The sequence below is a fragment of the Enterobacter cloacae complex sp. IR5428 genome (assembly GCF_049238585.1).
GTDB lineage: Bacteria > Pseudomonadota > Gammaproteobacteria > Enterobacterales > Enterobacteriaceae > Enterobacter > Enterobacter intestinihominis.
In genome coordinates, this window is record NZ_JBMKHV010000003.1 from 39,335 (window position 1) to 52,082 (window position 12,748).

Consider the following 12,748-nt stretch of genomic DNA (forward strand, 5'->3'; position numbering starts at 1 on the left):
GCCGGGTAAGGCGCAGCCGCCACCCGGCATCCGCACGAAACCCTGGTTCCAGGACAAAAAAAACCCCGCAAATGCGGGGTTGTATCAATACAGCGAATCAGCGACGAGCACGCACGATCTGATATTTGCGCGTCAGGTACTCCACCGGCGCACTCCAGATGTGCACCAGGCGAGAGAACGGGAACAGCACAAACAGGGTCATACCCAGCACCAGGTGAACGCGGAAGATGAACGCCACGCCGTCCAGATGCTCAGAGGCACCACCGCGGAAGGTCACGACAGACTGCGCCCATCCCACCAGCTTCATCATCTCGCTGCCGTCCATATGCTGCGCAGAGAATGGAATGGTCAGCAGACCCAGCGCACACTGCACCATCAGCAGGGAGAGGATCAGGATGTCCGCTCCGGTCGTGGTAGCCCGCACGCGTGGGCTGAACAGACGGCGTTTCAGCAGCAGCAGCCCACCCACCAGGGTCATCACGCCGCAGGCGCCACCGGCGAGCATCGCCATCTTCTGCTTCACTTCAATCGGCAGCCATGCTTCGTACATCCAGTGCGGCGTCAGCATCCCCAGGAAATGACCGGCAAAAATACCCAAAATCCCGATGTGGAACAGGTTTGACGCCAGGTTCATCCCTTTACGATCCAGCATCTGGCTGGAGGCAGCACGCCAGGTGTACTGGCCATAGTCATAACGCAGCCAGCTTCCCACCAGGAACACGGTGCCCGCGATATACGGGTAAATGTCAAAGAAGAACATATTCAGGAAGTGCATTAGTGCTGTCCTCCGTTAGAGATATTCAAATATTGCGGAGCCACCGCTCCGGCAAAACGACGCTGATGCGCGGAGATTTCAGATTCGCCACAGCTCTGGTCAGCAAAGAATTTCACCTGCTCTTCTTCCCAGACGGCATCCAGTGCTTGTGGGGTGTCGTCACGGGCTTCATCCGCAATTTTTTCCGCCACTTTTTGACTGTCAACCGAGGCGTTAGCCAGTTTCACCAGCAGATCGAACAGGACAGCATAATTGCTCTCACGTTGCTGGAGACGTGCGCCGAGCAACGCCAGAATGGGAGCGATGTCCTGCAACCCGCCCAGCGCTTCCTCTTTCGGCAGCTGCGCCAGATATTCCAGGTACAGAGGCAGGTGATCCGGCAGCTCGCGGCTGTCGAGTTGCAAACCGTGCTGCTCGTACTGGGCCATCAGATCCACCATCGCCTGACCACGGTCGCGGGATTCACCGTGAACGTGTTCGAACAGCAATAGAGACGTGGCACGACCACGGTCAAACAGCTGGCTGTAGTCCGCCTGCGCATCAAGAAGATCGCGCGCCAGCAGGTCGCGGAGGAAAATGCCCAGCGTCTGGGCATCCTCTTTATCCAGGTTTTCAGATGACGCGAGTGCATCAAAGAGTTCCTGTTGATGCTGCACAAGCGCAGCATCAGGGTACTCGAGCAGACGCGAAACAATGACGAGTTCAATCATTGGTGCGGCTCCGTTTTGCTGGTCACATCCATCGCGTCGATGCGGCGGCTGTTGAACAGGTTGAATTTGCTGTCTGACCCGTGGCAACCGTCGCCAAAGGTAAAGCCACACCCACTTTTCTCCGGGAAGGCCTCGCGAGCCAGCTCGCGGTGACTGCTCGGCACCACGAAACGATCTTCGTAGTTAGCGATTGCCAGATAGCGGTACATCTCCTGCGCCTGCGCTTCGGTCAGGCCGACCTCTTCCAGCGCGCGGGTATCGTTAACGCCGTCAACGGTTTCCGCACGTTTGAAGTGACGCATCGCCAGCATACGTTTCAGCGCCAGCAGCACCGGCTGGGTATCCCCTGCGGTGAGCAGGTTGGCCAGATACTGAACCGGAATACGCAGGCTTTCCACGTCCGGCAGAATGCCGTTGCTGCCCAGTTCACCTGCGTCAGCCGCAGACTGAATCGGAGACAGCGGCGGCACGTACCAGACCATCGGCAACGTGCGGTATTCCGGGTGCAGCGGCAGCGCCAGCTTCCAGTCCATCGCCATTTTGTACACCGGGGACTGCTGTGCGGCGTCAATCACGCTCTGCGGAATACCGTCTTTCAGCGCCTGCTCGATCACCTTCGGATCGTTCGGATCGAGGAAGACGTCCAGCTGACGCTGATACAGATCTTTCTCGTTCTCGGTGCTTGCGGCATTTTCAATCGCATCCGCGTCGTACAGCAGCACGCCGAGGTAGCGGATACGCCCTACGCAGCTCTCTGAGCAGACGGTCGGCATACCGGCTTCGATACGCGGGTAGCAGAAGATACACTTCTCAGACTTACCGCTCTTCCAGTTAAAGTAGATTTTTTTGTACGGGCAGCCGGTGATGCACATACGCCAGCCGCGGCACTTGTCCTGGTCGATCAGCACAATGCCATCTTCTTCACGCTTGTAGATGGCGCCGCTTGGGCAGGTCGCCACGCACGCCGGGTTAAGGCAGTGTTCGCACAGGCGCGGCAGATACATCATGAAAGTGTTTTCGAACTGGCCGTACATCGCCTTCTGCATGTTCTCGAAGTTCTGGTCTTTGGCGCGTTTTTCGAACTCGCCGCCCAGAATTTCCTCCCAGTTTGGACCGCTGGTAATTTTGTCCATGCGCTTACCGGTGATCAGCGAGCGAGGACGGGCGATCGGCTGGTGTTTGCTTTCCGGCGCGTTGTGCAGGTTCTGATAGTCGTAATCAAACGGCTCGTAGTAATCGTCGATGCCCGGCAGATGCGGGTTAGCAAAGATTTTACCGAGCAGCATCGCACGGTTACCCATGCGCGGTTGCAGTTTGCCGTTGATTTTACGGATCCAGCCACCCTTCCACTTCTCCTGGTTTTCCCAGTCGGTCGGGAAGCCGGTGCCCGGCTTACTTTCCACGTTGTTGAACCAGGCGTACTCCATACCTTCACGGCTGGTCCAGACGTTTTTACAGGTGACTGAGCAGGTATGACAGCCGATGCATTTATCCAGATTCAGCACCATGCCGACTTGTGAACGAATTTTCATTTTACGCTCTCCTGTACCTGGTCATTACCTTCGCCATCTAACCAGTTAATATTCTTCATCTTACGTACCACCACGAACTCATCGCGGTTTGATCCTACAGTGCCGTAGTAGTTAAAGCCGTAGGCCAGCTGGGCATAGCCGCCGATCATATGCGTCGGTTTCGGCGTAATACGGGTCACAGAGTTGTGAATACCGCCGCGCTGCTCGGTGATCTCTGAACCCGGCAGGTTAACGATACGTTCCTGCGCGTGATACATCATGGTCATCCCGGCTGGTACACGCTGGCTCACCACCGCACGTGCCGTCAGGGCACCGTTGCTGTTGAACACTTCGATCCAGTCGTTATCTTCGATACCCAGATCTTTGGCGTCCGCTTCGCTCATCCAGACGATCGGCCCCCCGCGTGACAGCGTCAGCATCAGCAGGTTGTCGCTGTAGGTGGAGTGGATACCCCACTTCTGGTGCGGCGTCAGGAAGTTCAGCGCCTTCTCAGGGTTACCGTTTGATTTCGCCCCCATCACCGCTTTCACGGAGCGGGTATCGATTGGCGGCCGGTAAACCAGCAGGCTTTCACCGAAGTCACGCATCCACTGGTGATCCTGATACAGAGACTGACGGCCAGAGAGCGTGCGCCATGGGATCAGCTCGTGAACGTTGGTGTATCCGGCGTTATAGGACACATGTTCATCTTCGAGGCCAGACCAGGTCGGGCTGGAGATAATCTTGCGCGGCTGAGCCTGAATATCGCGGAAGCGGATTTTCTCTTCTTCTTTATTCTTCGCCAGATGCGTATGGTCACGGCCGGTAAATTCACTCAGAGCCGCCCACGCTTTCACCGCCACGTGGCCATTGGTTTCCGGTGCCAGGGTCAGGATCATTTCCGCTGCATCAATTGCCGTGTTCAGCATTGGCTGGCCTTTGGCCGGGCCGTCTGCTTTGGTGTAATTGAGCTTGCGCAGCAGGTCCATTTCGCTCTGGGTGTTCCAGGCGATGCCTTTACCGCCGTTACCGATCTTCTCCATCAGCGGACCGATAGAGGTAAAGCGCTCGTACGTTGCCGGGTAATCACGTTCAACCGGAATAATGTGCGGCGCGGTCACGCCCGGGATCAGGTCGCATTCGCCTTTTTTCCAGTCCTTCACGTCAAGCGGCTGCGCCAGTTCGGCAGCGGAATCGTGCTGGATTGGCAGCGTCACCACGTCGGTCTCTTTGCCCAGGTGCCCTACACAGACTTCGGAGAATTTCTTCGCGATGTCTTTATAGATTTCCCAGTCGCTTTTTGATTCCCACGCCGGGTCAACGGCCGCAGACAGCGGATGAATAAACGGATGCATATCCGACGTATTCATGTCGTCTTTTTCGTACCAGGTGGCGGTAGGCAGCACGATATCGGAGTACAGGCAGGTACTGGACAGACGGAAGTCCAGCGTTACCACCAGATCCAGCTTGCCGTCCAGACCGTTGTCTTTCCATTCAACTTCTTCTGGCTTCACGCCGCCCTGCTTGCCGAGATCCTTACCCTGAATACCGTTTTCGGTACCGAGCAGGTATTTCAGCATGTACTCATGGCCTTTACCGGACGAACCCAGCAGGTTGGAGCGCCAGATGAACAGGTTACGCGGATGGTTTTTGCCGTTCTCAGGCTGTTCTGCCGCAAAACGGATTGAGCCATCCTTCAGCGATTTCACGGTGTAGTCCACCGGTGACATGCCCGCTTTCTTCGCCGCTTCCGCAATGCGCAGCGGGTTAGTGCCCAACTGCGGTGCAGACGGCAGCCAGCCCATGCGTTCAGCGCGCACGTTGAAGTCAATCAGATGGCCGCTGTAGCGGGATTTATCCGCCATCGGAGACAGCAGCTCCTGCGCGGTCACCGTCTCGTAGCGCCACTGGCTGGAGTGGTTATAGAAGTAGGAGGTGCTGTTCATGTGACGAGCCGGACGCTGCCAGTCAAGGGCAAACGCCAGCGGCTGCCAGCCGGTCTGCGGACGCAGTTTTTCCTGGCCCACGTAGTGCGCCCAGCCGCCGCCGCTCTGCCCGACGCAGCCGCAGAAGATCAGCATGTTGATCAGGCCGCGATAGTTCATATCGAGGTGATACCAGTGGTTCAGACCGGCACCGACGATGATCATGGAGCGACCGTGAGTTTTGTCTGCGTTTTCCGCAAATTCGCGGGCGATACGGGTGATTTGGGCGCGTGGCACACCGGTGATCTGCTCCGCCCAGGCTGGTGTATAAGCCTTCACGTCGTCATAGCTGGTCGCGCAGTTTTCGTCGTTCAGACCGCGCTCCAGGCCATAGTTCGCCATGGTCAGATCGTAGACCGTAGTGACCAGAGCGGTAGAACCGTCCGCCAGTTGCAGGCGCTTAACCGGCAGTTTGTGCATCAGAACGTTTTGCAGCTCAACCTTGTTGAAGTGCTCGGAACCTTCACCACCAAAGTACGGGAAGCCGACATCGGCGATTTCGTCCTGGCTGCCCAGCATGCTGAGGCGAAGTTCTGTCTCTTCACCCGTGGTGCCGTTACGCTGTTCCAGGTTCCATTTGCCTTTTTCGCCCCAGCGGAAGCCGATAGAACCGTTTGGCGCCACCAGCTCGCCGTTGCTGTTGCAGGCGACCGTTTTCCACTCCGGGTTGTTTTCCTGACCCAGCGCGTCCACAAGATCCGCAGCACGCAGCATACGACCAGCGGCGTAATAGCCGTCACGCTCTTCAAGCATCACCAACATTGGCATGTCGGTGTAGCGACGCACGTAATCGGTGAAATACTGGCTTGGCTTGTCGAGGTGGAATTCACGCAACATGACGTGGCCCATCGCCAGCGCCATGGCGGCATCAGTACCCTGTTTCGGTGCCAGCCACAGGTCGCACAGTTTGGCGATTTCGGCGTAGTCCGGGGTCACCGCGACGGTTTTGGTCCCTTTGTAACGTACTTCGGTAAAGAAGTGCGCATCAGGGGTACGGGTCTGCGGAACGTTAGAGCCCCAGGCGATGATGTAGCTGGAGTTGTACCAGTCAGCGGACTCCGGCACGTCGGTCTGTTCGCCCCAGGTCTGCGGCGACGCTGGCGGCAGGTCGCAGTACCAGTCGTAGAAGCTCAGACAGGTACCGCCGATAAGTGAAAGGTAGCGCGCGCCGGAGGCGTAAGAGACCATCGACATTGCCGGGATTGGCGAGAAGCCTGCCACGCGGTCAGGACCGTAAGTTTTCACGGTATAGACGTTGGAGGCCGCAATCAGCTCGTTCACCTCTTTCCAGGAAGAACGAACGAAACCACCGCGACCACGCGCCTGTTTGAAGCTTTTCGCTTTGTCGGCGTCCTCGATGATGGATGCCCAGGCATCAACCGGATCGCTGTGCTGCACTTTCGCTTCACGCCACATTTTCATCAGGCGTTTACGCATCAGCGGGTATTTCAGACGGTTGGCACTGTAGAGATACCAGGAGTAGCTGGCCCCACGCGGGCAGCCGCGCGGTTCATGGTTCGGCATATCCGGACGGGTACGCGGATAGTCGGTCTGCTGCATTTCCCAGGTCACCAGACCGTTTTTAACGAAAATCTTCCAGCTACATGAGCCAGTGCAGTTTACACCGTGGGTAGAACGGACAACTTTGTCATGCTGCCAGCGTTGACGGTAACCGTCTTCCCAGTCCCGGTTGGTATCCAGAACCTGGCCGTGCCCATCGGCAAAAGTTTCACCCTTCTGTTTGAAGTAGCGAAACCGGTCCAAAAATTTGCTCATCGGGTATCTCCTGTGTGGAGCCTGTGGCTCTCTAAATCGACATTGCTGATTTGCAGCGAAGGTAACGCTATGAAAGATGGTGAGAATTGATAACGATCAAGACGGAGGGGGGTCTCTGAGGGGGGGATTAGATCAAATACCACCAAAGCGGTAGCTGTTAATATTTTTTAACTTAATGATTTATATGGATATATTTTATTTATCGTACAATAAGCGGAGCAAAATTTAACATCTTAGGTATTAAGGGGTAGAGACACCTGTAAAGCGATGGCGATCACAGCGTTACCTGTGTGCGACTACGGGAAACGCTATTAGTATGTTGTAACTATTTAGCGATTAAAAAAAGCGCGGCACTCAGGCCGCGCAAACGGATAATCAAGCTTACTTGTTTTTCTTGGTATTACGGCCATATACCAGCCAGGTGATGACCACACAGGCGATATAGAAGACGAGGAATACCTTCATCGCACCCGCCGGAGAGCCGGTCAGATCCAGTGAGATACCGAACGCTTTTGGAATAAAGAAGCCGCCAATCGCGCCAATCGCAGAGATAAACCCAAGCGCCGCAGCGGTATCGGTGGCGGCTTCACGCATCGCCTGCTCGTCGCTCCCGCCCTGCGCTTTCACGCGGTCCATGGTCAGCTTGCGGAAGATGACAGAGATCATCTGGAAAGTAGACGCACTGCCCAGCCCGGCGGTCAGGAACAGCACCATGAAGACGCCGAAGAAGGCAAAGAAGTTACCTCCCTCACCACCCGCAGGCAGCGTCAGGAACAGCAGTGCACAGAAGATGGCCATCAATACAAAGTTCACCAGCGTAACGCGCGTTCCGCCCAGACGGTCGGAGATCATCCCGCCCAGCGAACGTGCCAGCGCGCCAATAAACGGACCGAAGAAGGCAAACTGAAGGATCTGTACGTCCGGGAACTGGGTTTTCGACAGCATGGCAAAGCCTGCGGAGAAACCGATGAACGAGCCGAAGGTCGCCAGATACAGCAGTGCCATTACCCACAGGTGGCCACGTTTCAGAACCGGCAGCTGCTCGCTCAGGGACGCTTTGGACGCGGACAGGTCGTTCATGAAGAACCATGCCGCCAGGGTAAAGACCACCAGGAACGGTACCCAAATCCAGGAGGCATTTTGCAGGAACAGCACTGAACCGTCGGGCTGCGTCACACCGCCGCCGCCAAACGCCGCAAAGATGGAGACCGAGATCGCCAGCGGAGCAATCAGCTGCATCACGCTCACGCCCATGTTACCCAGACCGCCGTTAATGCCCAGCGCACCACCCTGCTTCGCTTTCGGGAAGAAGAAGCTGATGTTTGCCATACTGGACGCAAAGTTCGCCCCCGCAAAGCCGCACAGCAGAGAGATAATCACGAACACGCTAAACGGTGTAGAGGTATCCTGCACCGCAAAACCGAGCCACACGCACGGCACGATCATGATCCCGGTACTGAAAGCCGTCCAGCGACGACCACCAAAGACCGGCACCATAAACGCGTAAGGAACGCGCAGCAGTGCGCCTGAAAGCGACGGCAACGCGGTCAGCATAAACAGCTGATCGGTGGTAAAGGTAAAGCCCACTTTAGGCAGGTTAACCGCAACCGCACTGAACAACATCCAGACGCAAAACGCCAGTAACAGACATGGAACGGAAATCCACAGATTACGACTTGCTACACGGTGGCCGCGCTGTTGCCAGAACGCCGGATCCTCTGGACGCCAGTCTGTAATTACGGCACCAGTTTCCCTTTCGGGAGCGGAAGAGTGACTCATAGACACCTCTGATTCTCGAATGATGCTGCAAACATTAGGGCTTTAGGGCGGCGGTAAGTTGATATAAATCAAAGGAAAAGTGGGAGGTTTTGCGGCGAAAAAAAAGCCATCACTCTTAATGAGTAGATGCAAAACGTAAAAAAGGTGTGGTTTTTCACGGTGCTGACGCATCCCTGCTTCGTCCACCCACTAACCATTACCCCTCCGGCAATTTAGAGGTAATCCTTTATTGGTATGGGTATACTCCGGGGTATGCACCAGAATAGCGCCATTCCTGCAAGCAGGTCACGTCAGGAGCCCGTCAACTCTATGTTAAAAAGATGTTTATCTCCGCTAACGCTGGTTAACCAGCTGGCGCTTATCGTTCTGCTGTCCACCGCTATCGGTGTGACCGGCATGGCTATTTCTGGCTGGCTGGTACAGGGCGTACAGGGTAATGCGCATGCCATCAACGAGGCAGGCTCGCTACGCATGCAGAGTTACCGGCTGCTGGCGTCGGTTCCGCTGACGCAGGCTGACCAGCCGCTTATCGACGAAATGGAGCGTACCGCATTCAGCCCTGAACTGGAAAGAGCCGCTATTCGTGACGGCCAACAATCTCAGCTTAAGGCGCTTCAGGGCTACTGGCACACCCAGCTGGCGCCCGGGCTAAAGCGGGCGGAAAATCGGGAAACGGTCGCGCAGGATGTCGCCGGGTTTGTGTCACGCATCGACCATCTTGTCAGCTCTTTCGATCGCACGACAGAGTTACGCATTGACCGTGTGGTGATGGTTCACCGCGCGATGGCGCTGTTTATGGGTTTGCTGCTGATTTTCACGGTTATCTGGCTGCGCGCGCGGCTGCTGAACCCCTGGAAACAGCTTCTGGCGATGGCCCGCGCCGTCACACAGCGCGATTTTACCCAACGCACGCACATCAGCGGGCGTAACGAAATGGCGATGCTCGGCGAGGCGCTCAATACCATGTCGGCTGAACTCTCGGAAAGCTACGCGGTACTGGAAAAACGCGTCCAGGAGAAAACCGCCGGGCTTGAGCAGAAAAACGAGATCCTCTCTTTCCTGTGGCAGGCGAACCGTCGCCTGCATATGCAGGTGCCGCTTTGCGAGCGTCTCTCGCCGGTCCTGAACGGCCTGCAAAACCTGACCCTGCTCCGCGATCTTGAGCTACGGGTTTACGACGTTGAAGACGAAGAAAACCACCAGGAATTTACCTGTCAGTCAGACATCTCATGCGACGATAAAGGGTGTCATCTGTGCCCGCGCGGCTTGCCTCCGCTGACCACCAGCGGCACGACCCTCAAGTGGCGGCTGATGGACAGCCATACCCAGTACGGCATTCTGCTGGCAACCCTGCCCGCCGGGCGTCATCTCAGCCACGACCAGCAGCAGCTTGTGGATACCCTGGTTGAGCAGCTCACGGCCACCCTCGCGCTCGATCGCCACCAGGAGAAGCAGCAGCAGCTGATTGTTATGGAGGAGCGCGCCACCATCGCCCGCGAGCTGCACGACTCTATCGCCCAGTCCCTCTCCTGCATGAAGATGCAGGTGAGCTGCCTACAAATGCAGGACGAAGGCATGCCCGAAAGCAACAAACAGCTGCTCAGCCAGATCCGCAACGAGCTTAACACCTCATGGGTTCAGCTTCGCGAGCTGCTGACCACCTTCCGTTTGCAGCTCACCGAGCCGGGGCTGCGCCCGGCGCTTGAATCCAGCTGCCAGGAATTTAGCGCCCGGCTGGGCCTCCCGGTGAAGCTGGATTACCAGCTGCCGCCGCGTTTTGTCCCTTCTCACCAGGCGATCCATGTGCTGCAAATTGCCCGTGAAGCCCTGAGCAACGTGCTCAAGCATGCCGAGGCAACGGCCGTTACGGTCACCGTCAGTTGCCAGGATAATCAGGTGAAGCTCAGGGTTCAGGATAACGGTCGCGGCGTGCCGGAAAATGCCGAACGAACGAACCATTATGGTTTAATTATCATGCGAGACCGCGCGCAAAGCCTGCGCGGTGATTGCCAGGTTCGCCGGGGAGAGTCAGGTGGCACCGAAGTCGTGGTCACCTTTATACCCGAAAAGCCCCTCATAACTGCTCAAGGAGAAAACCATGACTAATCAGGAACCGGCATCGATCCTGTTGATTGACGATCATCCGATGCTGCGCACTGGCGTTAAACAGCTTGTCAGCATGGCGCCCGATATCACCGTCGTCGGGGAAGCCAGCAACGGCGAACAGGGTATTGAACTTGCCGAATCGCTCGATCCTGATTTGATCTTGCTCGATCTCAACATGCCGGGCATGAATGGCCTGGAAACCCTCGACAAGCTGCGGGAGAAATCCCTCTCTGGCCGGGTGGTGGTCTTCAGCGTCTCAAACCATGAAGAAGACGTGGTCACCGCCCTCAAGCGGGGGGCAGACGGCTATCTGCTGAAAGATATGGAGCCGGAAGATCTGCTCAAGGCGCTGCAACAGGCTGCCGCAGGCGAGATGGTGCTGAGTGAAGCGTTAACGCCGGTACTGGCCGCCAGCCTGCGTGCGAACCGCGCCACGTCTGACCGTGACGTCAGCCAGTTGACTCCGCGCGAGCGCGACATTCTGAAGCTGATTGCTCAGGGTCTGCCGAACAAAATGATCGCCCGCCGTCTGGACATCACCGAGAGCACGGTCAAAGTGCATGTCAAACACATGCTGAAGAAAATGAAGTTAAAATCCCGCGTCGAAGCCGCCGTCTGGGTGCATCAGGAGCGCATTTTTTAACTTACTCATCCGGCAGCAACTTCCACCGTGGATCGTCGGCAGGCATTGCGACGAGCGGTTGCACCACGGAAAGCGTGATCTCATTGGAGGAGACACGCTGCCCATCCTTATCTTCCACCACGGCCGTAAGCCGCCATTCGTTTTTCGCCCCTTCCGCGTCGTTCCAGGCGGGCATGATTATGCTCCAGCCATCGCTGCTGTTGCTGTTTGCCGGTGAGGTCAGGCTGAGCGCCTGGGTATCACCCAGCCAGTGGATCTGACGGATACCGTGCGTGCTGCGAATTTGCAGCTTCAGCATCACAGTTTCGCCTGGCTTAAGATCCCACGGCGGCGTGGCCAGATAGACCGAGAGGGTTTTACGCTGACGGAATTCCATCACGGGCAGATTATCACGCTCAGGTGAATCATAGCGGCTGCCCCGCAGCGAGCGCGTCGCCGCCACTTCCCCGGCGGAAAGCTGTTTCGCCAGCGGCACGCCAAAGCGATAGTTGAGCTTCAGCCCGAGGTTATTCTGGCTAACGCCGCTCTCCCCCTGCTTATGGGCAGCCGTCAGGGTGACCAGCGGAACGGGGGTATAATTCAGCCCCAGGTTGACCGCAACCGGGTTGTGATACCCCGTACCGCTGTTAAACAGATCGACGTTATCGCCAAAATACTGTTCAAAGCTGACGCTGGTGTTCAGGTGATGAAACCAGGGAAGCCAGGCTTTGGCCGTTACGTCGTACCCGCGCGCCATGCGCTGCTCCCGGATGTCGGAACGCGGCTGCCAGCCAGCGAACGGCTGGTAGTAATTGGCCGACAGGCGAAGGTTTTCGCCCCACGCCTCTGCGCCCAGTCCGGCACGTTGCAGGTTGTCTTCCAGCAGGTTGTCGTAAAAAGTGTTGTAGCCCAGCAGCCAGTTTCCGGCAACCCAGCGCTGCCCGATCCCGACGTTGCTCACCAGCCCGTCTGTCTGCTGCGTCAGGCCAAGCTGGCTCCAGCTCAGATAGCGGGTGTTGTCGCTCCAGGGGATAAACCAGCTTCCGCTGCTGCCGTTAAAGTTACCGTCGTCATCCACCAGTACATTGACATTGGCGTTACCCCAGGGGGAAAGCCAGGATTCAATCTGCTCGTTGACTTCCCCGCTGACGGCATCCCGCACCTTGCCAAACGCGAACTGTCGCGCCTGCTGCCCGGCCGTCAGGCCGTTATCGATCATACTGGCTTCACCGAAGGCCTTTGCCATTTCAGCCAGGTGCTTTTCGCCTTCGGTAGTCGGTTGCGCCATACCAAGATCCGGCAGACTATCGCCGTTATTATCAAACGGGTTTTGCGCCTGCTGCACGAAGGATTTCGGCGCACCGTGAACGGCTCCAGCCGTAAGAAGGGGGAGTAACAGCAAAAAATGGATGCGGGACGATACAGCCTTCAACGTCGTCAATCAGAACCTGTGTTTATGAACAAACACTTATTATGTTAACGCC

8 protein-coding genes are annotated in these 12,748 nt (G+C 56.9%); 2 read left to right on the forward strand and 6 right to left on the reverse strand.

What is annotated here, in order from left to right; genetic code table 11:
* Positions 1 to 97 precede the first annotated feature (97 nt).
* The 5 genes from narI to ACOTXC_RS04895 form a co-directional block, all read right to left on the reverse strand.
* Positions 98 to 775, reverse strand: a complete 678-nt coding sequence (gene narI / locus ACOTXC_RS04875) for a respiratory nitrate reductase subunit gamma (protein WP_022648359.1) — start codon at positions 773 to 775, stop codon at positions 98 to 100.
* A complete protein-coding gene (gene narJ / locus ACOTXC_RS04880; protein WP_022648360.1) occupies positions 775 to 1,485 on the reverse strand; it encodes a nitrate reductase molybdenum cofactor assembly chaperone in 711 nt (236 codons plus the stop codon). Before narJ ends, narI begins: the two co-directional genes overlap by 1 nt.
* Positions 1,482 to 3,017, reverse strand: coding sequence for a nitrate reductase subunit beta (gene narH / locus ACOTXC_RS04885; protein WP_032624103.1), 1,536 nt, complete (start codon positions 3,015 to 3,017; stop codon positions 1,482 to 1,484). The genes narJ and narH overlap by 4 nt, the downstream gene beginning before the upstream one ends.
* Positions 3,014 to 6,757, reverse strand: a complete 3,744-nt coding sequence (locus ACOTXC_RS04890) for a nitrate reductase subunit alpha (protein ID WP_023300281.1) — start codon at positions 6,755 to 6,757, stop codon at positions 3,014 to 3,016. The genes narH and ACOTXC_RS04890 overlap by 4 nt, the downstream gene beginning before the upstream one ends.
* A gap of 381 nt (positions 6,758 to 7,138) precedes the next feature.
* The gene (locus ACOTXC_RS04895) at positions 7,139 to 8,536 is read right to left on the reverse strand and encodes a NarK family nitrate/nitrite MFS transporter (protein WP_421767449.1); all 1,398 of its coding nucleotides are present in this window, start codon (positions 8,534 to 8,536) and stop codon (positions 7,139 to 7,141) included.
* A gap of 309 nt (positions 8,537 to 8,845) precedes the next feature.
* On the opposite strand from ACOTXC_RS04895, the gene narX reads away from it, so the two are divergent.
* Both narX and narL read left to right on the forward strand, forming a co-directional pair.
* Positions 8,846 to 10,642 carry a nitrate/nitrite two-component system sensor histidine kinase NarX gene (gene narX / locus ACOTXC_RS04900; protein WP_421767450.1) on the forward strand — a complete coding sequence of 599 codons (1,797 nt, stop codon included), beginning with the start codon at positions 8,846 to 8,848 and terminating at the stop codon, positions 10,640 to 10,642.
* Positions 10,635 to 11,285: a two-component system response regulator NarL gene (gene narL / locus ACOTXC_RS04905; protein ID WP_003856701.1), complete on the forward strand. Its 651-nt coding sequence runs from the start codon at positions 10,635 to 10,637 to the stop codon at positions 11,283 to 11,285. The genes narX and narL overlap by 8 nt, the downstream gene beginning before the upstream one ends.
* A gap of 1 nt (position 11,286) precedes the next feature.
* Here the strand turns inward: narL and ACOTXC_RS04910 are convergent, their stop codons facing one another.
* Complete coding sequence (locus ACOTXC_RS04910) at positions 11,287 to 12,705, reverse strand: YchO/YchP family invasin (RefSeq protein WP_063841128.1); 1,419 nt, start codon at positions 12,703 to 12,705, stop codon at positions 11,287 to 11,289.
* Between the last annotated feature and the right edge of the window lie 43 nt (positions 12,706 to 12,748).